General features: G+C 54.9%; 16 protein-coding genes. 4 read left to right on the forward strand and 12 right to left on the reverse strand.

Going from position 1 to position 22151, the window contains the following annotated elements:
* Positions 1–16 precede the first annotated feature (16 nt).
* The 5 genes from ACYVHX_RS25765 to ACYVHX_RS25785 form a co-directional block, all read right to left on the reverse strand.
* On the reverse strand, positions 17–838 hold the full coding sequence (locus tag ACYVHX_RS25765; RefSeq protein WP_460674571.1) for a hypothetical protein: 822 nt from the start codon (positions 836–838) through the stop codon (positions 17–19).
* Between the two features lie 91 nt (positions 839–929).
* Complete coding sequence (locus ACYVHX_RS25770) at positions 930–2024, reverse strand: NRAMP family divalent metal transporter (RefSeq protein ID WP_460674572.1); 1095 nt, start codon at positions 2022–2024, stop codon at positions 930–932.
* 152 nt (positions 2025–2176) lie between these two features.
* Positions 2177–2860, reverse strand: coding sequence for a cyclase family protein (locus tag ACYVHX_RS25775; RefSeq protein WP_460674573.1), 684 nt, complete (start codon positions 2858–2860; stop codon positions 2177–2179).
* A gap of 31 nt (positions 2861–2891) precedes the next feature.
* The gene (locus tag ACYVHX_RS25780; protein WP_460674574.1) at positions 2892–6665 is read right to left on the reverse strand and encodes a hydantoinase B/oxoprolinase family protein; all 3774 of its coding nucleotides are present in this window, start codon (positions 6663–6665) and stop codon (positions 2892–2894) included.
* Positions 6665–9190, reverse strand: a complete 2526-nt coding sequence (locus ACYVHX_RS25785) for a PIG-L family deacetylase (RefSeq protein WP_460674575.1) — start codon at positions 9188–9190, stop codon at positions 6665–6667. Before ACYVHX_RS25785 ends, ACYVHX_RS25780 begins: the two co-directional genes overlap by 1 nt.
* 222 nt (positions 9191–9412) lie before the next feature.
* Between ACYVHX_RS25785 and ACYVHX_RS25790 the strand changes: the two genes are divergently transcribed.
* Positions 9413–12097, forward strand: a complete 2685-nt coding sequence (locus ACYVHX_RS25790) for a sodium-translocating pyrophosphatase (protein ID WP_460674576.1) — start codon at positions 9413–9415, stop codon at positions 12095–12097.
* Between the two features lie 128 nt (positions 12098–12225).
* Here the strand turns inward: ACYVHX_RS25790 and ACYVHX_RS25795 are convergent, their stop codons facing one another.
* The 4 genes from ACYVHX_RS25795 to trpS all read right to left on the reverse strand — a co-directional run bounded on the left by ACYVHX_RS25795 (position 12226) and on the right by trpS (position 15596).
* Complete coding sequence (locus ACYVHX_RS25795; RefSeq protein ID WP_460674577.1) at positions 12226–12792, reverse strand: 50S ribosomal protein L25/general stress protein Ctc; 567 nt, start codon at positions 12790–12792, stop codon at positions 12226–12228.
* Positions 12793–12878: 86 nt separating this feature from the next.
* Positions 12879–13820: a ribose-phosphate pyrophosphokinase gene (locus tag ACYVHX_RS25800; protein WP_460674578.1), complete on the reverse strand. Its 942-nt coding sequence runs from the start codon at positions 13818–13820 to the stop codon at positions 12879–12881.
* A gap of 134 nt (positions 13821–13954) precedes the next feature.
* A complete protein-coding gene (locus ACYVHX_RS25805) occupies positions 13955–14521 on the reverse strand; it encodes a phosphatase PAP2 family protein (RefSeq protein WP_460674579.1) in 567 nt (188 codons plus the stop codon).
* Positions 14522–14621: 100 nt separating this feature from the next.
* Positions 14622–15596: a tryptophan--tRNA ligase gene (gene trpS, locus ACYVHX_RS25810; protein ID WP_460674580.1), complete on the reverse strand. Its 975-nt coding sequence runs from the start codon at positions 15594–15596 to the stop codon at positions 14622–14624.
* 155 nt (positions 15597–15751) lie between these two features.
* On the opposite strand from trpS, the gene ACYVHX_RS25815 reads away from it, so the two are divergent.
* Entirely contained in the window at positions 15752–16462 is a 711-nt protein-coding gene (locus tag ACYVHX_RS25815) for a DUF2461 domain-containing protein (RefSeq protein ID WP_460674581.1), read from the forward strand.
* Positions 16463–16521: 59 nt separating this feature from the next.
* Positions 16522–17526, forward strand: a complete 1005-nt coding sequence (locus tag ACYVHX_RS25820) for a type I glyceraldehyde-3-phosphate dehydrogenase (RefSeq protein WP_460674582.1) — start codon at positions 16522–16524, stop codon at positions 17524–17526.
* Between the two features lie 15 nt (positions 17527–17541).
* On the opposite strand, the gene ACYVHX_RS25825 is transcribed toward ACYVHX_RS25820, so the two are convergent.
* On the reverse strand, positions 17542–17835 hold the full coding sequence (locus ACYVHX_RS25825) for a GNAT family N-acetyltransferase (RefSeq protein WP_460674583.1): 294 nt from the start codon (positions 17833–17835) through the stop codon (positions 17542–17544).
* A gap of 212 nt (positions 17836–18047) precedes the next feature.
* Here ACYVHX_RS25825 and ACYVHX_RS25830 point away from each other — a divergent pair, with 212 nt between their 5' ends.
* Positions 18048–19370 (forward strand): TlpA family protein disulfide reductase, encoded by a 1323-nt coding sequence (locus ACYVHX_RS25830; RefSeq protein WP_460674584.1) that lies wholly within the window; start codon positions 18048–18050, stop codon positions 19368–19370.
* Between the two features lie 35 nt (positions 19371–19405).
* Here ACYVHX_RS25830 and ACYVHX_RS25835 read toward each other — a convergent pair whose 3' ends face one another.
* Both ACYVHX_RS25835 and ACYVHX_RS25840 read right to left on the reverse strand, forming a co-directional pair.
* Positions 19406–19801, reverse strand: coding sequence for a DoxX family protein (locus ACYVHX_RS25835; protein ID WP_460674585.1), 396 nt, complete (start codon positions 19799–19801; stop codon positions 19406–19408).
* A 145-nt stretch (positions 19802–19946) separates the two neighbouring features.
* Positions 19947–22025, reverse strand: coding sequence for a TonB-dependent receptor (locus ACYVHX_RS25840; RefSeq protein WP_460674586.1), 2079 nt, complete (start codon positions 22023–22025; stop codon positions 19947–19949).
* Between the last annotated feature and the right edge of the window lie 126 nt (positions 22026–22151).

Genomic DNA, 22151 nt, shown 5'->3' on the forward strand with positions numbered 1-22151 from the left:
CGTATCCCCTTGTCGGTCAAAGAGTTTGTGTATTCGATTTCTTCCGTTTTTTCTCTTTCACCCACTCCTGCCGGAACGTCATCATCACGGATTCATGGTCCGAAACCGGGTAATTGACCAGCATGTGTTTGGCATCGCGGCTCATGGGCAGATACACCAGTCCCCGAACGGATTCGCCGGGTTGCAGCGTGGTCGGCTTTAAACACAGCTCTTTCCAGCGGTAGGTTTCGTAATCGTACCGCTGCATCCGGTCGGCGAACAAACCGTGGTCGATGATGCGCTTGGCCTGAATGGCCGTGTAAATATTGTCGTGCGTGATGCGGTTTTGCACCCAACGCTCGGAACGCTGGTTGGTGCGGTTGGACGAACTAGCAACGTCGCTGGCGACGGCGGCTACCAACAAAACCGTATTAATGACTTTAGCGGTTTTTATCCGCTTCACCTCGCGCTCCTGATTATAAACCGTCCGATCGGCTTCGCGCACCGGATCAGCCGCCGAAAACATGAGCGGTTTTTGGGGTGAACTGGTGGTGATGAAAACCGTCCGTTGGTCATTGTCCAGCGCCGTATACTCAAAATCCGCCGGATTGACCACAAACGGGCGATCGGATTTATTTTTCACTTCAATATCCAGGGCTACATATTGCAAATCCAGCCGCTCGTACGAAGCCACTACCACAATTCCGTCTTGTTCCGCTTTGGTTGTCGGGCGACCATCAATTTGCGCAACATCACCCGAAACCGGATTGAGTTGGTAGACTTTGGTGGCGCAACTGCTGAGGCCACCCAGTGTAAGAAAACAAACTACCGCGATCAGTACATTTTTTCCCGTTTTCATACCATCATTTGTTTGTTGATCGAATATACACTTCTTTGAAACCAATATCAATCGGTTTTGTGATAAAAGACCCCAAATGGGTATAAACCGTTTACATAAACAAATTCTGAAGGGCCAGCCACACGTTCCAGCCGCCAAAAAGCAGGGAAACGGCCACCACCAGCAGCATCGCCAGGTTCTGCCAGACCGAGTTGCGAAACGCTTCCGGAATCAGATTTCGGTCGTTGACGGCCAGAAACAGAAAAACCGCAACGACGGGCAGCAACACGCCATTGAGGGCCTGAACCACCACAATAATGGTCACCGGGTTGTAATCCGATAACCCGAAGGCCAGCCCAACGGCAATCACCAGAACCAGGATAAGGCGGTATTTCCAGGAATGGGCCGACCAACCCAGCAAGCTCCGGGCCGTCACGGCTGCCGCCAGCGGGGCCGTTAGCGAAGAAGCAAAACCGGCGGCAAACAAACCAACGGCAAACAGAACACCCCCCCACGCCCCGACCCGGTTGCTTAGCACCTGAGCCATGTTGACAAACGAAAAACCGCCCGTAACCAGTAAACCGGCGATCAGTAACACAACCGAAATTAGCCCGCCCAGCAGCACGGCAATCCAGAGGCCCAGCCGCATTTCGGACAGGGTCTGGCCCTGCGTGATGCCCGAACCGAAAAATAAATTGTACGGCACAATGGTCGTGCCGATCAGGCTGTTGATGAGCAACAGCGAACCCGCCGGATACGACGGAATGACCAGCGCTTTCAGGACGTCAACCGTGGGTGGAGACGCTCCGAAGGCCACGTAGGCAAAGGCGCCACCCATCACAAAGACGATGATTCCCAGAAAGTTAGCAATCCACTGGGTCGAACCGATGGCCAGCAGCACCAGACAAAGCAGCCCAATCCCCAGCGTCAACCACTTGGCCGACCAACCCGTGAGCAGCACCAGGCCGGAAACCGCCCCGAGCATGTTTCCGGCCTGGTAGGCGGCACACCCCAAAAAAACCGCCAGAAATAGCAGCAACGGCACGGTTTTGTTGCCACGTTGCCGGTTGGTCAGGGCAATGGTCTGGCCCAAATCCCGGCCGGTGGCAATCGTGATGCGCGAAGCCGCTTCCTGCAACCACACCGTTCCCAGGGTCGCGAAGGTCAAAACCCAGAGCAGACTCAGACCATACTGGGCCCCGGCCATCGTGCAGGCCGTGACCGAACCGGGACCAATGAAAGCCGCCGAAATAACGGACCAGAATAAAATACTGCCAAGTCCGGAACGAAAGGATAGCGTTTTGATGGATGAAGAGTTAAGACGTGTGAAATGTGAATCACCGGTTCAAGGGAAGCAATTTAAGAGAAAATCAATCCATTGGCTCCTAAAACTTTGGCGTAGGCCCGGACTGGAAAGGTACCGACCCCTTTGAACTTGGGCGGAACGGCATTAAACCAAAAACCGCTCGCGGGCAGGTGATCCAGGTTACACAAATGTTCAACGATCAGAATTTCCTCTTTGAGCAAAACCGTATGCACCGGTCTGGCATTCGTGCGGGTGTCGTCGATGTTGTGGCTATCGATTCCGACCAATCTGGCCCCACTATCAACCAGGAAGTTAGCGGCTTCTTCGGTCAGAAATGGGTGATTCTCATAATACAAATCCGTCCGCCAGTGCCGCGACCAGTCGGTAAAAACCAAAACCGCCTTTCCGGCAACGGGCTGATTCTGGAAGTATTCGATTCCAATTTCGAGCGTGTTGCGGGCGTCGATCCGCACGCCTTCCAGATCGACAAAGTGGTGGAGCAGCGTTTCGGATAAGTCTTTACCATCCGCGTAGCGATGAAACGGACAATCGATGTAAGTCCCGGTATTCGACACCATCTCGATTTTACCGATCTGAAACTCAGTCCCTTCAGCGTATTTGGTTCTGGAATCTTCCCGACTCAGATAGTCGCAGATCACCGGGGCCGGCAAGCCTTTGTAGGTAATCATGCCGTTTTCAATAACATGGCTCAGATCGATGAGATTCTCTGCTTTCATTTCCAGACCCATAAAACTGATTTTCAAGAATTTAATCCTTATCCTTCTTCTCCGGTTCCGGGGGTGCGCTGCGCCCAAAACCGCCCCCCCCCGGCGTTTCAATCCGGATTCGTTCACCCGGCTGCATGGCCCGAGTGAAAATGCCGGGCATTTTAGTTTCCGCACCGGTTTTGTCGATTAACGTTTGCTGACCGGTTTGGCCCGGTTCCCCGCCCTCTAGGCCATACGGAGACTCAACCCGGTGTTGACTCAGCAAGGTTGCCTGAACCGGTTCCAGAAATTCGATTTCCCGGACAATGCCGTCGCCCCCGCGCCACGCCCCCGCCCCGCCCGAACCGGGGCGAATGGCAAACCGATGCAACCGCACCGGATACCGCCGTTCCAGTTCTTCCGGGTCGGTCAGTTTGGTGTTGGTCATGTGCTGATGCACTGCCGAACGCCCGTCAAAACCGGGTCCGGCGCCCGTTCCTCCACCAATGGTTTCGTAATACCCAAACGGATTGGCCGATTCCGCCGGTTTTCCAAACAAAAAGTTGTTCATCGTTCCCTGGCTACAGGCCGCCAAGCCCAGGGCTTTCAGCAGGGCATCGACCAGCCGCTGACTGACTTCGGTATTGCCGCCCACCACCGCCGGGCATTCGGCCGGATCGTGGGAGAACGTTGGATTCAGGAAACCAACCGGCAACTGGAGCGAAACCGCAGCCATCAGCCCTTCATTGAGCGGAACGTCCTGCCCGCACCAAAGCCGCAGCACGTACAAAACCGCGCTGTTGAGAATCGATACATTCGCGTTGAGGTTGCGGGGATGAACCGGTGACGTACCCGAAAAATCAAACATAACCTGCTGATTTTTAACCGCAATTTCAACACAAATCCGGGACCCATCGTCCAGGGACTCCTGGGCCGAAAACGTCTGGCCGTCGTGCCGGGCCAGGATGGGAGTCAACGAATCGGTAGCGGCCTGTTGCAGGCGCTGCATGTAGCGCTGAACTGTCGAAAAACCGTGTTGCCGAACCAGGTCCTGAAAAGCGGTTTCGCCCGCCCGCAGGGAGGCCAGCGCAGCCTCGATGTCGGCCCGGTTTTCGGCCAGGGCGCGGGTCGGAAAAACCGCGTCTTCAAACCGCTTCTGAACATCTTCCCACAAAAACCGCCCGCTTTTCACAATGTACTGCGGTTCCAGCACCACGCCTTCCTCCAGCAGATTGGTGGCATCGGGCGGCATCGAACCGGGCACTTTTCCGCCAATTTCGGCGTGGTGGGCGCGGTTGATCACATAGCCGATCAGGTCAGCGGTTTCCGTAAAAACGCCAGCGAGCAAAGTGACATCGGGAAGGTGCGAACCGCCGTATTTGGGATGGTTGGTGATGATGACGTCGCCCGGACCCAGCGGCAGTTTCTCCAGCACCAGCCGCGCACAGACGCCCAAACTGCCCAGGTGCACCGGAATGTGCGGAGCATTGACCAGCAATTCGGCCTTTGAATTGAGCAGGGCGCACGAAAAATCGAGCCGCTCTTTTACGTTTACCGAAAACGCCGTTCGCTGGAGTTGAGCACCCATTTCTTCGGCAATGGCGACAAACCGCCGGGCAAACAATTCGGTCTGGGCGGCTTCCAGCACGGGTTTTTCGGCGGTGTGTGGCTCCCCGATATAGCGGGCGACGGCATTCCGGTTCGTTCCGATGGTTACCTGCCAGCCCGCTTCCAGAAAACCGGATGAAGTGGTGTTGAGCAACAAAGCCGGACCGTTAAAAACCGCCCCTTCCGGCAGCCTGGTCCATTCAAAAACCGGCACTTTACCAACCGAAAAAACCGGCTCCACCGCAAGGGAACTGCGATTTGACTCAGAAACCGGGCTAGCTGGCTGCCTGCTGCTGACTATGACGTGAACGCTTTCCAGTTCGATGCTCCGGTTGGCCGGGAAATGACCATAAAGCTGCTGGTAACGCTCCCGAAAGAGCTCCGGCAAGGATTCCACCGAATGGTTTCGGGAATACGGTATTTCAAGGCTGGTCTCCTGTCCCCGTAACCGCATGAATAACAACACGTTCTGTACGTCCGTCAGTGCCAAATTGCCCACGTCCTGACGGAGTTGCTCCGCTGCAGTCTTGATCAGGTCGTTTACACATTCCGCCAATGTTGGCCCAAATTCGGAGAGCGATTGCAGCACCTGCCGAACCGCCATCCGCTCAATTCGGGCCTGGCCGATTCCGTAGGCGCTGAGCAGACCGCCATCGAAGGGCAGCACCAGCGTTTGAATTCCCAGCAAAGTCGCCACCGCACAGCCATGCAATCCGCCGGCCCCCCCGAAAACCAGCAGGGCATATTTTTTCGGGTCAAAACCGCGTGCGACGGAGATCTTGCGGATCGCGCCCGCCATCGTTTCGTTGGCAATGCGTTCAAAACCAAGCAACAGGCTCTCAACCGCGACGGTTTTTCCGGTTTTGTATTCGACCTGTTCCCGAACCCGCTGCAAGGCTTCCTGCGCTTTTTCCATCTCGACGGGAAGGCCGAACAAGGCCGGATGCAGACGCCCCAGCAACAAATTCACATCCGTGATGGTCAGTGGTCCACCCGCGCCGTAGCAGGCCGGTCCGGGTGAAGCGCCCGCACTCTGCGGTCCCACCCGTAACTGCTGCCCGTCGAACCAGCAGACCGAGCCCCCCCCGGCGGCCACGGTTTCCACCGCCAGCGAAGGCGACTGCAACTCAAATGGCCCGATTCGGGTGGTAAACTGGTAATCGACCCGCCCATCGTAGCGGGCTACGTCCGTGCTGGTGCCGCCCATGTCAAGCGTCAGGGTTCGTTGAATGCCCAGTTCATGGGCGATCTGTCCGGCCCCGACAACGCCCCCCGCCGGACCACTCAACAGGCAATCTTTCGGTTGATACAGCTCCGCTTTCACCAGCCCGCCCCCGCTGGTCATCACCCGCACCGGATTGTCGCCCAACTGCCGGGTCAAATTCTGAAGGTAGGACGATAAAACCGGGCTCAGGTAGGCATCGACCACCGTGGTTTGGGTGCGGGGCAAATACTGAACCGAGGAGGATATTTCGGTGGAAAGAACCACGGAAAAACCGGCTTTCCGCAGGATTTCACCTATCTGGTGCTCATGCGCCGGATTTCGGTACGAATTCAATAACGAAACGGCAACGATATCCGGCTTTGTCGGCCTGATTAGTTCGGCCAGCGCCTGAATTTTATCATCGGAAACCGCGGTGATGACCTGCCCCCGCGCATCCATTCGTTCGTCCAGCTCCCAAACTGAATCGAAAAGCATTTCGGCGGGCGGAATGGCCAGTTGGAAAAGATCAGGACGTTGCTGGGTACCGATCGGGAGTAAATCCTTAAAACCGGCGGTTACGATAAGCGCCACCCGTCCCCCGTTGCGTTCCAGCAAGGCGTTGGTGCCTATGGTGGTGCCGAGTCGCATTTCCAGGGGAGGAAATGCATGATCTAACGGTGTAAGAGTCAGTAAACGCGCGGCTAAAACCGGGGCTTCTTCGCCCGTCGATAACTCAACGGTTCCTTGAGTTTCGGCCCGTATGTCTTTATCCAATACCAGTTTACCCGAGCTGTCCAGATTCAAAACCGTGGCTTCCTCGCCGGTTTCCAGGACTTTCAGCCGGTAGCCATTATAAATCGGGGTCTGAAGCCATTTTGCCTCCAGAACAAGCCCATTGCCAGACCGCATGATCCCCCGCAGGCAACTGCTGCTGAGAACTTTGGTCCGGTGGAGGTTACCGTCCGGATCAATCGCCATCCCGTCCGTAAAGGTGCCGCCCGTATCAATCCAGATTTGCCACATTATTTACCGACCGAAATCATGTTGGCAAACAAGCGGTAGGCCCCCGGCACACCGGCGGGCAGTTCGCGGAAGAAAACAAGGCCGGTGTACATAAAATGGCCTTTTCCGAATTGGCAATAAAGCAAGCTTCCTTTTTTCTCGGCTTCGTTGGCATCATGGGCCGAAAACAAGGGTACATACGCTTTGTCCCAGTCCTGCGCAAAATAAATTCCCCGCTCCTGAATCCAGCCATTGAAATCCTGATCCGTTATCTGGTTGGGGGTGTTCAGCAGGGGGTGCTGCGGATTCAGAAACGTCATTTTAGCCTCTTCTTCCGTAACGCGATCCCGGCCGATCGTGAACGGATACGGGCCGATCTGGTTGACTTTCAGCCCGTTCTGAATGAATGAACCGCCGGGGGTCACGTACTGGACAATCATCGTACCGCCGTTTTTTACGTAGTCCATCAGTTTGGGTTGGTAAAACCGTAGCCAGTCCTCCGTGTTGTAAGCCCGTACCCCAACCACAATGGCGTCAAAACCGGACAAACCGGCGTCAATTTCACGCGGCCCCAGGGGCGTTACCAGACAGCCGATTTGCTGCAAAGCCGCCGGAACCTCATCCCCCGCCCCGACAATGTAACCGATATTTTTACTTTTCACCTTGATATCCAGCTTTACCAGTTTGGCCTCTGCCGCCGGAAAAACGGTCTGCGTCGGAATGTGCTTGTAGGCGACAATCCGGAGGCTGCTGGCGTAGGCGGTTTTTGCAGGAGCCGCCGTACTGACCAGGGCCCGCAGTTTGCCCTCGCTGTAGGAAGCCGACGGAAAAACCCGGAACGTTACCCGCATTTCCTGCGCTTTATCGATTAGTTCAAAGGGCAATTGGGCCGGCTCGACCCGCCAGCCCGCGGGCACGTCCAGTTTGAGGGTTCCGGAAACTTTCGCGCGACCCGCTTTCAACACCACATCGACCGGCTTGGGAGAATTGTCGGCAAAAACGTAAACCCGTTCGGCCAGATTGGCGGTTACGGCCGGCTGGATTACAAACGGGCGATACACCTCCCCATCAACCGGATCGGTTGATTTGTAGACCCACGGGCTTTCAAACGTAAACTTCTGATTGTCAATTTCGAACGTATACCGCGTCACAAAAGCGGGCGGGTTTTCGGGCCGGCCGATCAACGTCTGGTCCGTAACCTGAAATAATCCCTTGTTGACCGGTTTTTCCAGCCAGTAGGGTTGCGAAATGGGTTGATTCGGCGGTATGGTCACGGTGGTCGTAACGGCCCCTAAATCGTTGGGCTTCAGCGCCAGGTTGATCACGGTGTCTTTTGCCACAGCGGGCATCTGCATGCTGATCCATTTAACCGGAAAATCGGCCCGGTTCACGACGCTGCTCGTCACCCGGATGCCTTCGCCCGGGGCGGCAGCGTAATCGGTCGGATTCGTTTCAAACCAAAGCCCAATGCATTGCCGAATCAGTGTTTCGACTTCCTGCCGCTTGGTTTTCACATAACTGTTGGCCGTATCGAGTTGATTTAGTGCTTTGTAAGTCTGCACCAAAACCGGCACCGATGCCGACGGTTTTTCCGGTTTGAAGGTCGCAATCGCCTGATTGATCAGTTGTTGTACTTTGCCGCTGCCTGCCACGCGCTTCCAGCTCAGGTCAATGCCGTCGAACGGATCGTTGGGGGCCGGTTCGCCCCCTTTCAGGGCCAGGTAATCCAGTTTGACGCCCCGGCTGGCCGGAACGCCAAAGCCCTGACTTTTGTGCTGGCTCCGGCTTTCGGCGGCAATTTCCCCGTACGATTTTCCCAGCAACGGATTATACAAGCCGGTTTCGACGGTAATCACGCCCGGTTCATCCGGTTTTTTGTTGCTCATAAAAGCGCCGGGAATAAACACGTTCCAGAAAATTCGCTTCGGCTGCCACGGTTTTACCCATTTGAGTTGCTCCGGGTATTTGGCCGGATCATTGGCGATTTTAAAGGCCTCTTCGGCCAGGTAGCCCGAGGCACTGTGGTGCCCATGCCCCGCGCGGCTGTCGGGCGGAAACCGGGTCATAATCACATCGGGGCGGTATTTTCGAATCAGCCAGACCACATCGCCCAGCACCTGCTCCTGCCCCCAGGTTTTGACGGCTTCGTCGGTTGATTTGGAAAAACCAAAATCGTAGGCCCGGCTGAAAAACTGCTCCGGACCGTCGATGCGCCGGGCGGCCAGCAATTCCTGCGTACGGATAATACCAATGTATTCGCCCTGCTCGGTTCCAATCAGGTTCTGACCGCCATCCCCGCGCGTCAGGGCCAGATAGCCGGTGCGTACCAGTCGCTCGTTAGCCAGGTAGGCCAGCAATTGCGTGTTTTCGTCGTCGGGGTGGGCGGCAATGTACAAAACCGTTCCGACGACATTCAGCTTCTTAAGACCCTGAAGAATCGAGCCGGCAGCGGCTGGTTTGGTCTGTGCGTGAACGGATTGTAAAACGAGCACACCTGCCATCAGGGCGAGGGCGGCAAAAAAACGGGAGGAATAACGGTTTATCATCGGCAGGAAATGATCACTTGGTCGGCAAAAATAGTCAGCTCAGGTGAACCAACTGCTGGTTAAACACCTGCATCTTGAATTAAATGCCCTTTTTTTTGAGATCATAAAAATAGCCACAGTTTTTCCCTTAAAAATCTAGAAAACTCTTTTCTTGATTTTGGAATGCTGCCAATCCAATTATATTTGCGACTTTGCAAAAATTAAACCTTTTAATCCTTCAGCATGAATTCGAGTATTTACCTAGTTCCCATTCTGGGCCTCATTGGCCTGGTGGTGATGTACACCAAGTTTATATGGGTTTCGCGCCAGGATGCTGGTAACGAACGGATGCAGGAAATCGCATCGTACATCGCCGACGGAGCCATTGCTTTTTTGAAAGCGGAGTGGCGAATTCTGATCGTGTTTGGGGTGGTCGTTGCCATTTTGCTGAGTTTTGCCGGAACCTTGGTTGAAAATTCGGACTGGCCAATCGGCATTGCCTTCGCCATCGGTGCCTTTACCTCCGCCCTCGCCGGTTACATTGGCATGAAAATCGCCACCAAAGCCAACGTCCGCACCGCCCAGGCCGGACGGACCAGCCTCACCCGCGCCCTGAACGTTTCGTTTACCGGCGGTTCGGTAATGGGAATTGGCGTTGCTAGTCTGGCGGTTATTGGCCTCAGCTTACTTTTTATCCTTTTCCACTCCATTTATGTGGGCGCCACCGGCGATGTGAACGGCATTGCGATGGAAAAAACGCTGGAAGTTCTGGCCGGTTTTTCGCTGGGTGCCGAGTCGATTGCCCTGTTTGCCCGGGTGGGCGGTGGCATTTACACCAAAGCGGCCGACGTGGGCGCTGACTTAGTGGGCAAAGTGGAAGCCGGTATTCCGGAAGATGATCCGCGTAACCCCGCCACCATTGCCGATAACGTGGGCGACAACGTGGGCGATGTTGCCGGTATGGGTGCCGATTTATTCGGTTCGTACGTGGCTACCATTCTGGCCACCATGGTTTTAGGCCGCGAAATCCGGATTCCGGAAGCGAGTAATATTTTTGGTCACGCCCCCATTGTCCTTCCGATGCTGATTGCGGGTTTGGGACTTATCTTTTCGATTGTTTCGACCTATTTTGTTCGGGTGAAAGACGATAAGGGCAATGTACAGGCCGCCCTGAACATGGGGAACTGGGCGTCCATCATCATGACGGTTGTTGCTTCCTATTTCCTGGTCAATGCGGTTTTGCCGACCGGAATCCTGGAAATTCGGGGGGTAGAATTTACGCGGCTGGATGTCTTTTACGCCATTTTTACCGGTTTGATTGTCGGTGCGCTGATGTCGATTATCACCGAATATTACACCGCCATGGGCCGACGCCCGGTTTTGACGATCGTGCGGCAATCGTCCACGGGCCACGCTACCAACATCATCGGTGGTCTATCGGTCGGAATGGAATCCACGGTTTTACCGATCCTGACGCTGGCCGCCGGTATTTTTATCTCCTATAAGTTTGCCGGTTTATATGGTGTGGCAATCTCGGCCGCCGGCATGATGGCCACCACCGCCATGCAACTCGCGATTGATGCGTTCGGTCCAATTGCCGACAACGCGGGCGGGATTGCCGAAATGAGTGAGTTGCCCGAAGAAGTGCGCGGTCGGACGGATATTCTGGATGCCGTCGGAAACACCACCGCAGCCACCGGAAAAGGTTTCGCCATTGCTTCGGCGGCACTGACGTCGCTGGCCCTGCTGGCGGCTTTCGTCGGCGTTTCCGGCATCACGGGAATTGATATTTACAAAGCGGATGTGTTGTCGGGATTGTTCGTCGGCGGCATGATTCCGTTCATCTTCTCATCCCTGGCCATTGCCGCCGTGGGTCGGGCTGCCATGAAAATGGTGGAGGAAGTGCGTCGCCAGTTCCGCGAAATACCGGGAATCCTGGAAGGAACCGGCAAACCGGAATACGAAAAATGCGTGGCTATTTCGACGCAGGCTTCCATCCGCGAGATGATTCTGCCGGGTGCCATTGCGCTGGTTTCTCCGGTGCTGGTCGGCTTTTTGTTTGGCCCCGAAGTGCTGGGCGGTTTTCTGGCGGGTGTTACGGTTTCCGGCGTGTTGATGGGAATTTTCCAGAGCAATGCCGGGGGAGCCTGGGATAACGCGAAAAAGTCATTCGAGAAAGGCGTTGAAATCAACGGCCAGATTTATTATAAAAAATCAGAGCCGCACAAAGCGTCGGTGACGGGCGATACCGTGGGCGATCCGTTCAAAGATACGTCCGGCCCCTCGATGAACATCCTGATTAAATTGATGTCGATTGTGTCGCTGGTCATTGCGCCCTACATTGCCGTTCATTCGCACGAAACTGCGGGGTACGCGCAGGAAGGCGTGGTGGCCGAAGGAAGTATGGAAGCGGTTGAACTGGAAAAATCGACGGCGGCTGATAACGAGTCGGTGAGCACTCCCAACCTGGGCGATTTCAAAGCCGTTAAACTGTTGAGTGGCATTGAACTGAGCCTGCCCGAACGCGGAGTCGAAAACAAACTGCTGGCGTTTATCAAAGACGAAGAAAAAGCCGTCGATAAAGAAACCTGGTTTGATTTTGACCGGCTGACGTTTGAAACCGGCAGTGCCACCTTAAAACCGGAATCGCAGGAACAATTGAAAAACATCGCCGAAATTCTGAAAGCGCATCCCGATGTTGCGGTCAAACTCGGTGGCTACACGGATAATACCGGGAATGCGAACGCCAATCTAAAGCTCTCGAACGACCGGGCCGCTTCGGTGGAAAAAGAACTGGTCAATCTAGGAATTGCCGAAAGCCGCCTGGAATCAGAAGGATACGGTCAGGAACACCCGGTGGCATCGAACGACACCGAAGAAGGCCGCGCTCAAAACCGGCGGATCTCCATCCGGGTGACGAAGAAGTGACGGTTTTCCGGATTTGGTAGCCTTATCACACTTTTTTGTTTCTTGTTGACCTTCTGAGGTCTATTCAACCAGAAAGCCCGCTCAACTGAGCGGGCTTTCTGGTTAATCTATTAGTTAATAAACCACAATTAGGCTGCGGTTTTTCCCCGCATTGCCCGCGGAATTTCGATGCTGGCAATCGGCAGCAGCGGACCGTCCAGAATCTGAACGCCTTCCAGCGTAACCGCGCCAACTTTGATGGTCTTGCCCAGATCCAGATCGACGACGTTCACATCCACGTAATCGGGAATGCGATCCACCGGTCCGCGCAGCTTCAGCTTGCGGAGTTTCTGAATCAGTTTTCCCCCTTTCTGAACGCCCGGAGCGGTTCCAACAAACCGGATCGGCACTTCAACTTTGATGTCTTTGCCTTCGACAATCTCCAGGAAATCGGCGTGCAGCAACTGGTCGTTGACCGGGTGGAACTGCGTATCCTGCAGAATGGCGACGTATTCGTCTCCTTCGATGTTCAGCGTTACTTCGTACGCTTCCGGCGAGGTCAGCAACTGACGGAACAGGATCGTCGGAGCGTAAAAATGCACCTGCGTTTTACCCCCATACAATACTCCGGGTACGTAGCCTTCGGCGCGCAGAGTTTTTGACTCCGTTTTACCGAGATTCGCTCTGTTATACCCTACAATCTCGTGTTTTTTCATGACTTTTGATTTTAAGGAGAAGCGAATAAAAGAGAAGGAAGACGGTAAACTTTTTCCTTTTTTCCTTTCATCCGGCTTCCTGATTTTTAGTAATTTATAAACAATGAACTAATAGATTCGTGATCGCGAATGCGGCCGATGGCTTTGGCAAAGAGATCGGCCACGGTCAGCACTCGTATTTTCGGACTCTGGAATTTCACCGGCAGCGTATCGGACACCACCAGTTCTTCCAGGACCGAGTTGGCAATGTTGTCGTACGCTTTCCCCGACATCACCGGGTGCGTACAAATGGCCCGAACCGACTTGGCGCCTTTATCCAGGATGATTTCGGCGGCTTTGCACAAGGTTCCACCCGTGTCCACCAGGTCATCGATCAGCACGACGTTGGCGCCTTCCACATCCCCGATGACCTGCATGGAGGCAATTTCGTTGGCGCGCTTGCGGTGTTTATCACACAAGACGATGTCGGCGTTGAAATGCTTGGCAAAGGCCCGGGCGCGGGCCGCTCCCCCCACATCCGGCGAAGCAATCAGCAGGTTGTCCAGGTTCAGGCTCCGGATGTAGGGAACGAAAACCGACGCGCCTTCCAGGTGGTCGACCGGGAAATCAAAGAACCCCTGAATCTGCCCGGCGTGCAGATCGATAGTCATTAACCGGTCGGCACCAGCGGCTGCCAGCATGTTGGCCACCAGTTTGGCGGCAATGGCCACCCGCGGTTTGTCTTTCCGATCCTGGCGGGCGTACCCAAAGTACGGAATCACGACCGTTACGTAGTGAGCCGATGCCCGACGGGCGGCATCAACCATCAGGAGCAACTCCATCAGGTTGTCGGCGGGAGGGTTTGTCGAGTGGATGAGAAACACATCACACCCCCGCACGGATTCTTCATAACTCGGCGATAATTCGCCGTCGCTGAATTTACGAAGGGTGTAGCCGCCCAGATCCTTGCCGTATTGACGGGCAATCTTCTCTGCCAGGTAGGTCGATTGACTTCCTGAAAAAATCTTAACCGTATTGAGGGATGCCATTCGGTGCCGAAAATTTGCGCAAAAATACGAATATTGTTCGACTGTTGGGGAGGATTGGTCAAAGTTTTCTTGCAGTCCGCTGCCAATTAAACTATTGCCTTATTTTATTGAATAATGCAGGCAGAAAAACCGCCCTATCCCGGTTTTGAAACCCGGTTTGTCAGTTTCCGGTAGACCCAAACACAAAAAAAAGCGATTCCTGCGCCCACGCCCGCACCCGCCAGCACATCCCCCGGGTAATGGGCGCCGACGTAAATCCGGCTGTAGGAAACCACAAAGGCCCACAGATACGCCCATTTTACCCACGAAAACCGCCCGCCCACCAACAGCCACAAGGCGGTGGCCAGCGCAAAGGTGTTGGCCGCGTGGGAAGAAGCAAAACCGTACGTTCCTCCGCATTCCAGAACCGGGTGGATCAGTTTTTGGAGCGCCGGCTCGTGGCAGGGGCGCAACCGCAGGGTGAGCGGCTTCAACACCGCCGACGCCATCTGATCGCTCAGGGCAACCGCCACAATCAGCGTCACGACCAAGCCCAGCGCCTGTTTCCGGTACTGAAAGACGAGCCAGGCAATCAGCAATCCATAAAACGGAATCCAGGTATTGCGCAGCGTCGCTCCCACCATCACCGCATCAAGCCAGGGCGCATACAAGCCGTTGAGCCAGAGAAACAGGTCGGTATCGAGTTGGTTAAGGGTCTCCAAATTGAATGAGTGAATGAGTGATTGACCGGGCCGCCGGAGCTGTGAATAGGATCAAAGATCACGCTGGAAGGCAGCTTCTCGCTCAATCGCTCATTCACAATTAGTTATAGCCCAACTTGGTCCGGACGCGCTGGATGGTTTTTGAGGCAATGGCGCGGGCTTTTTCTTCGCCCATCCGTAGTTCTTTTTCCAGCGCTTCGTTATTTTCCATGTAATACGAAAACCGCTCCCGGGCGTCGGCGAATTGACTGATGATCAGTTCGTACAGCTCTTTTTTGGCGTGCCCATACCCGTAGCCCCCGTTCTGATAGTTCTGGCGCATGGTCTCCACCTGCCCTTCATCGGCCAGCAAGGCGTAAAGTTTATAGGTAATATCGGTGTCCGGATTCTTTGGTTCTTCGAGGGGTGTTGAGTCCGACACGATTTTTTTGATGACCTTGTAGAGCTCGTTGGCGGGCAGGAAAATGTCGATGTAATTATTATACGACTTGCTCATTTTCTGCCCGTCAATGCCCGGAATGGTCATGATCCGCTCGTCGATCTGCGATTCGGGCAGCACAAAAATTTCTTCGCCCACCCGGTTGTTAAGCGCACTCGCCATATCCCGCGTCATCTCGACGTGCTGCTTCTGGTCTTTCCCCACCGGGACGATGTTGGCATCGTATAGCAGAATATCAGCCGCCATCAGACAGGGATACATAAACAAACCGGCATTCACATCCGATAAGCGCTCGGATTTGTCCTTGAACGAATGCGCATTGGCCAGCATTGGATACGGCGTAAAGCAGTTCAGGTACCAAGCCAGTTCGGTGTGCTCGGGTACGTGCGACTGTCGCCAGAACGTGTTTTTGATGGTATCCAGCCCAAACGCCAGCCAGGCCGACGCCACCGCGCGAATGTATTCCCGGCGCAGGTCGCCATCTTTGATGGAGGTCAGGGAATGCAGGTCGGCAATAAATAAAAAAGATTCGTTTTCGGGCTGCTCCGAAAGCTGAATGGCGGGTTTAATGGCCCCCAGGATATTCCCCAGATGCGGTCGCCCGCTGCTCTGAATACCGGTTAGAATGCGAGACATGGATTTTTTTAATGATGGAATGACTGAATGATAAAATGATTGAATTGGATCGAAGATCACGCGTTTTCCGGCGGCAGCTATTCACTCATTTTATCATTCACTCATTCAAAATTGATTTCGCAAACTTCGGCATTTCTGGTTAGCTTTGGAACTGTATGAAGACGAAAAAAGCGCCTGCTTCTCAGTTATCGGTTCAAACGCTTGACTTTCTGCGCGATCTGGTTCAAAACAACAACCGCGAGTGGTTTCAGACCAACCGGGCCCGCTACGATGCCGCTAAATCCGAGTTCGAAGGCTTGGTGGGGCGGCTGCTCCAGGGCATCGAAACGTTCCAGCCACTGCCGAACACGGCCGTAAAAGACTGCATTTTCCGGATCAACCGCGACATCCGGTTTTCAAAGGACAAAGCCCCGTACAAGAAACACTTGGCGGCTGCCGTCGGGCCCGGTGGCCGGCATTCGGGCCGGATCGACTATTACGTTCACCTCCAGCCCAACGGCGAATCGTTTCTGGGCGCGGGCATGTGGCAACCCACGGCGACGCACCTGGCCAAATTCCGGCAGGAAGTTGATTACAATGTCGACGAACTAAAGGCCATCATCGAAGCGCCCGGATTTCGGGCTTATTTTCCGGAAATTACCGGTGAAACGATGAAAACCGCCCCGAAAGGCTACAAGGCCGACCATCCGGAAATTGAGTTGCTCCGGCGAAAGGAGCTGTTTTTCATTCATCGCTATTCGGATCGGGACGTATTAAAACCGGATTTTGCCGACGAACTGGTGAAAGCCTGCCATTTGATTAAACCGTACTGCGATTACCTGAATTACCTGTTTTACGACGAACAGGATGAGACGGTCCGCATGTAACGGGAATTAAAAGGAAAGGGGTTTGTGTTACCCCAATGAACCTTTTAATCACCTTTGTTATGGCGAAAATTGCGTTGTATGGCTTCGGACGGATCGGGCGGCAATTCCTCCGGATTGGTCTGAGCAAAAATCTTTTTGTGCCGGTTTCGATTTCAGACATTCGGGATGAAGATACCCTGGCGGCTTTGTTTGCCGTCGATACCAATTATGGCCGCTGGCCCGAGCCGGTTTCCGGCCGAGAAGGCAAGCTGACCTTCGGCGAGCGGAAAATTCCTTATATCAATTCGGCCAAGGAAATCCCCGACTGGGCCGCCCTCGGCGTCGATCTGGTCGTCGATTGTACGGGTCGGGCCACGGTACGGGCGGGGGCGCAGGCTCACCTCGACCGGGGCGCCAAATATGTGCTGGTCAGCGCGCCCAGCAAATCGCTGGCCGATTGCGATGCGGTTTTGCTCAAGGGCATCAACCTGGAAACGTTCGACCCGGCCAACCACCACGTTGTCAGCATGGGCAGCTGCACCACAAACGCGCTGGCCGCGGTGGTCAAAGTTGTGCTGGAAAACTTCGGCATTCAGTACGGTTTATTTTCGACGGTTCACTCCTACACCAACACGCAATCGCTGACCGACCAGCCAATGAAAGACCGGCGCGACTCCTGGGCAGCCGCCGAAAACATCATTCCCTCATCGTCGGGAGCGGCCCGGGCGCTGCAATTTATCTGGAAGGACCTCAAAATCACCGGAAAAGCCTACCGGGTGCCGACCCGTACCGGCAGCATCGCCGAACTGAACCTCATTACGGAGAAAGATCCGACGGTTGAGGAAGTCAACGAAGCGTTCCGGAAGGCAGCCGCTGAAGGACCACTGAAAGGCGTGATGGACGTGCTGGAAGGCGAATGGGCCTCCTCCCGCATCGTGGCCGATCCGCACTCCTCAATCATCGATTTGCCGCTGACGGCCAAACAAGGCAACCTGCTGTCGGTAGCCGCCTGGTACGACAACGAATGGGGCTTCTCAAACCGGCTGGCCGAAGTAGCGGCTTACCTGGCCGACCGAATCGATTAAGCGGTTTTCGGTTGCTTAACGCTCTTTGGCCCAGATGTCTTCATACCGTTCCGGGTGACGCTTGAACTGAACGTGCACATAGGGACAAAGCGGCACAACTTTTAACTGATTCTGGCGGGCGTATTCCACCATCGCGGTGAGCAATTCGCCCGCTATTCCTTTGCCTTCCGCTTCGGGCACCACCTCGGTATGATACACCGTTAGGGTCGTATCGGACTGATCAAAAACCATCTCGGCAATCGTGCGTTCCTCTTCGCGGATGTAAAACATTCCCTTCCCCTTCAGAAGCTTCAATTGTACGTTCTCCATAACAAAATTTTTTGCCCTTAACCGGCGGAATTTCCACCGGATTAACTGGGCTACCACCGACAATGTTACCATAAATTCAGGAGTGCGCAACGAAACAGGCTAAGATTTTCGCGCATCCCGGCCGGGTCAGCCCGTTGGCGTTGCATTTTAGCAGGAATTAAACGTATTTCAGGAGTATTCCAATTCCAGCCTGCTTTACGGCCTGCCCAGCGATGAGAAGAACGTTTTTGGTAATGGTGCTGTATTCGCTGTTTTTCGGAGCCTGTCATGAGCGGCAGGAACTTCCTGCCCTGATTAAGATTCCGCTGGAGGTGCAGGAAGGATACGGCCCCTTTCGTCCGGGTTTTGGCATTCTTAGCGCAGAAACGGACGATTATCCCAAAGGCCCTCCTTCCCGAACCAGCAGCCTGCCCCTGCGCGGCATTCCGACCGCGTGGACCAACCGCGTTACGACTCGAATTGATCTGGACTCCCGCCAGTTTATTTATCAGAATTTCTGCGCGGGCAACGTTGATTCGGCCTGGTACAGCGGTTTTCTGGATTACTGGAACTGGGAACCGGACCGTACCCAACTTTCGGAGAAGCCGATCAAGTGCTACATCTACGTGGTGCGGGGCTATGACCCGCTGGCGGGCAAATGGGCCGTGCTGGTGGATACGAATAACAACCTCGATTTCGGTGACGAAACGGCGGTGTATCCGGAACCCCAGGACCCCACCGGTCAGAATTTTGCGTATCAAAAACCGCTGATCATCGCGCACGAAATGTACCGGAAGGGGCGTGTTATAAAAACCAAAACCCCGATGGTTATCAAAACGTTACGCGGTGACTTTGTTTATAATTTCCCCCAGTACGCCAGCGCCGTTCTGACCCAGGGCTCGAAAAAACACGAGTTACTGATCAGTTCCGGCGGGTTCAACCAACTGGATTATGAAAGCATCCGGATCGTTGAAAAACCGTCCTGGTTCTGGCAGAAAACCGTACCGGAAGATAAGCTGGTTGACATCGGGGAGTACATTACCCTGGACGGAATTTCCTATAAGAATTTGGGCGTTGATGTGTTCAACAACGAATTGCAACTGGAACGCGGCAGCCCGAATCCGGATGACTACGTGCTGCAAGCCGGACATCCGTTTCGGCCTTTCCGGGCCAGGGAGTTTACCACCGGAAAACCCATCACGCTGGCCGACTTCAAAGGGAAATACCTCTACATCGATTTCTGGGCTACCTGGTGTAAAGGCTGCGTCCAGGACATGCCCGAGCTAAAGCAAACGTACCGCGATCTTGATAAAAACCGCTTCGCGTTTTTGGGCGTGGTGGGCGACGATAAGCCCGAGCGCGTCCGGCAATTCCTCCGAAAAGAAGCCATCGACTGGCCACAGATCTTCTCGGATTCAACGGATAAAATTACCCGGTCGTATGCTATCAAGGGGTTGCCGGTCACGGTTTTGCTCGGCCCCGATGGCCGGGTAATTGCGAAGGATCTGCGGGGAAAAGCCCTGACTGATAAGTTGCGCGAACTGGCCGCCCGCTGAATCCGTTTGGTATCGAAACCGCTGCCGTTTGGTCATCAGGACCGGTTTTCGGCTTCGCGCAGCAGCAGATAAAAGGCCAGAACGTGAATAAGCTGGATGCTCACGATGTTCCACTCCTCGCGCAAGGCCGTGCCGAAAATCAGGGCAGCCATCGTAATGCCACCGAGCAAACCGCCCCAGACCAGAAATCGCCCGCCCACCAGCAACAAAACGCCAATCGCCAGTTCGACAAACGGCAAACTGAGCGCAAAACCCCGGACGAAAAAGTCCGGCAACAGGGTGCCCGCAAAATCCGCCACCATTTTATCCGCAAACTTAGTGAGCTTGGGCAGCCGCACCAGGCCATGCATCCCCAGATCGACGCCCAGTCCCAGCCGCAGAACGAGCAAGGCAAACGGACCGGTATTTCGGCTAAATCCACTTCGTGCCATTTTCATTTTGGTTTTCGGTATGCGGTTTACGGTTTTCGCCGGGCCGTCGGCACCGACACCTTCAGCGTTCGATATTGATTATTCGATATTAACTAATTGAAGGCGTCAGCCACCGTAAACCAAAAACCGGATACTGAAAACCGTTCTACCACCGTACGGCCAGTTTCAGCCCACCCGTCAGGTTCCGGCGCGGTGCGGCATTGTAAAACCGCCCCCCGAACGCGTTCAGGTCGTAGCCCAGGCTGTAGGTTTGATCCAGCAAATTATCGCCACTGAGGTAAGCCTCGACCGTCCAGCGCCGGCCAATGGCCTTGCGGTAACCCACCGTTGCATTCAGCAAACGGGCAATGTCGGATTGAACGGTATTGACATCATCCAGCGGGAATCTGTCGATGTATTGATGCGTGATATGGGCATACAGGCCGACCCCGGTTTCGGCATCCAGCCCGGTGACGAGCACCACCGGCGGAACGCCCGTTACACGGTTGCCGGACACATCGGCGGTGCCCTGCTGATAATTCCGGAACCGGTAATTGGTAATCGTCGTGCTGTTCCAGAGTCGGACGGATCGCCAGAAACGATCCGGTTTGGGCATTACCAAATTATAGGTCAACTGCGTTTCCAGCCCCTTCTGGTCGGTTTTACCGGCATTGATGAAATATTCGGCCCCACTTTCGACCGACCGTCGGACGATGGTTTGCCGCAGCCGGAATTGATAAACCGCCACGTCAAACTGAAACCGGTTTAACCGACCCCGCACGGCGGCTTCCAGGTTCGTGCCCTGTTCCGGATCGAGGGTGGGGTTGAACGTGCCTTCCGAGGGCCGGACCTCCTGAATGGTCGGTGCGGAATACCCGGTGCTGACGCTGGCAAAAACCGACACAAACTCGCCCAGTTTTTTCAGCAGGGCCACACGCGGCAACCAGACCGGCTGAAAACCGCGCGGCTGCCCCACAACCGGCAGCACCGAAAACCGGGTGAAGCGATAGGCTACTTCGTTGCGGCTCAAACCGGCAGTAGCAATGATGCCCCAGGGCAGCGTAGCTTCCACCTGGGCAAACAAAACCGACTGCGACGCCCGAAGTTCGTCGTCGGCCTGCAAGGTGTCGGGCTGGCCGGCCCGGTTTCCGTAATTCCGATCGACCGTAAAATTTTGCTGCCATTCGCCCCCAAACACCAGCTGCGTCGGAACGCCCTCCTCAATCATCTGCCAGCGCGTCACCGTTCGGCCGCCCACACCCTGATCGGCGCGTTTTTCGTAGTTGGTAATGAACGGATTGGCAAAATCAGTCAGCGAACCGTACAGCACCGTGGTGTTCTGGATGCGATTGTTCCAGCGGTACTGGTGCGAAAATCCGAGGTAACCGGTTTTTTGGTAAATGCCCGCCCGCTGGGCCACGCTTCCGGCCGCCACCGGCGTCGATGGCCGGGCCTGACGCGGGTTGGCCTTAAACTGGGATGCATTTAAACCGCCGGGCGTTTGGTACATGAGGTCGGAATACAAGCCAATGACCGAAATCGTCTGGTTGGGATTGACCGCAAACGTGGCATTCAGGTTGAGGTTATCGCGGTACATCCGGCTTTGATGGCGGTAGCCGTCGGATTGTAAATGTCCGTAATGAAGCGAAATGGCCGAATTATTTTTTCCCGTCTGAATGCTATAACTCTGTCCTGATAAACCGTAGGCTCCGGATAGCGCCCCCACTTCGGCGCGATTGGCCCACTCGCCCGCCGGACTGCTCTGACCGCTAAGCAGCACGGCTCCGCCGGTTCCGGCACCGTACAAACTCCCCGAAGGGCCTTTTATTACTTCCGCCCGTCCAATCGAGCGGACATCCAAGGCATTCAGGTAGGTCGTTCCACCGGCATCAGTGAGGGGCAATTCGTTCCAGTAAATCTTGACATTCCGAACCCCGAACGGCGAACGAATCAAACTGCCCCGAATGGAAAGCCGGTAGCTGCCGGGCGAACGTTCGTCCATGCGCACACCCGGCAGGGTGTTGAAGGCCGGTACGAGCGCCGGGGAGCCGAAGCGTTGCGTCAGTTCTTTCGGCGACAGCACGTTGACCGATGCGGCCGTTTCCAGCAGGGGCCGGTTCGTTTCGTAGCCGCGAACCGTGACCTCCGCCAGTTGAACGGAATCGGAAACCGCCCGCCCGGCTTGCGGTTGCTGCGCAAAAAGTGAAATGGGGACAAAGAATAACGCGTAACCGTATTTAAGCATGTTTTTACCGGTTTCCTGAATTTTCTGTAAAACTAAGCGATCACAAGGATGTTTTACTTTTTAGGGCGCACTAACCTCAATTCAACCCCCAAAGTCGGCGGTTCAAGCAGTCTGTCGTTCTGCATC

This window comes from Larkinella ripae (genome assembly GCF_054780775.1).

Excerpts from the sequence above, each read along its gene's own strand:
- ACYVHX_RS25775 (WP_460674573.1), bottom strand. The coding sequence starts at position 2,860 with ATGAAAGCAGAGAATCTCATCGATCTGAGCCATGTTATTGAAAACGGC.
- ACYVHX_RS25780 (WP_460674574.1), bottom strand. The coding sequence starts at position 6,665 with ATGTGGCAAATCTGGATTGATACGGGCGGCACCTTTACGGACGGGATG.
- ACYVHX_RS25835 (WP_460674585.1), bottom strand. The coding sequence starts at position 19,801 with ATGGCACGAAGTGGATTTAGCCGAAATACCGGTCCGTTTGCCTTGCTC.
- ACYVHX_RS25770 (WP_460674572.1), bottom strand. The coding sequence starts at position 2,024 with ATGGCCGGGGCCCAGTATGGTCTGAGTCTGCTCTGGGTTTTGACCTTC.
- ACYVHX_RS25840 (WP_460674586.1), bottom strand. The coding sequence starts at position 22,025 with ATGCTTAAATACGGTTACGCGTTATTCTTTGTCCCCATTTCACTTTTT.
- ACYVHX_RS25765 (WP_460674571.1), bottom strand. The coding sequence starts at position 838 with ATGAAAACGGGAAAAAATGTACTGATCGCGGTAGTTTGTTTTCTTACA.
- ACYVHX_RS25795 (WP_460674577.1), bottom strand. The coding sequence starts at position 12,792 with ATGAAAAAACACGAGATTGTAGGGTATAACAGAGCGAATCTCGGTAAA.
- trpS (WP_460674580.1), bottom strand. The coding sequence starts at position 15,596 with ATGTCTCGCATTCTAACCGGTATTCAGAGCAGCGGGCGACCGCATCTG.
- ACYVHX_RS25820 (WP_460674582.1), top strand. The coding sequence starts at position 16,522 with ATGGCGAAAATTGCGTTGTATGGCTTCGGACGGATCGGGCGGCAATTC.
- ACYVHX_RS25785 (WP_460674575.1), bottom strand. The coding sequence starts at position 9,190 with ATGATAAACCGTTATTCCTCCCGTTTTTTTGCCGCCCTCGCCCTGATG.
- ACYVHX_RS25825 (WP_460674583.1), bottom strand. The coding sequence starts at position 17,835 with ATGGAGAACGTACAATTGAAGCTTCTGAAGGGGAAGGGAATGTTTTAC.
- ACYVHX_RS25790 (WP_460674576.1), top strand. The coding sequence starts at position 9,413 with ATGAATTCGAGTATTTACCTAGTTCCCATTCTGGGCCTCATTGGCCTG.
- ACYVHX_RS25800 (WP_460674578.1), bottom strand. The coding sequence starts at position 13,820 with ATGGCATCCCTCAATACGGTTAAGATTTTTTCAGGAAGTCAATCGACC.
- ACYVHX_RS25830 (WP_460674584.1), top strand. The coding sequence starts at position 18,048 with ATGAGAAGAACGTTTTTGGTAATGGTGCTGTATTCGCTGTTTTTCGGA.
- ACYVHX_RS25815 (WP_460674581.1), top strand. The coding sequence starts at position 15,752 with ATGAAGACGAAAAAAGCGCCTGCTTCTCAGTTATCGGTTCAAACGCTT.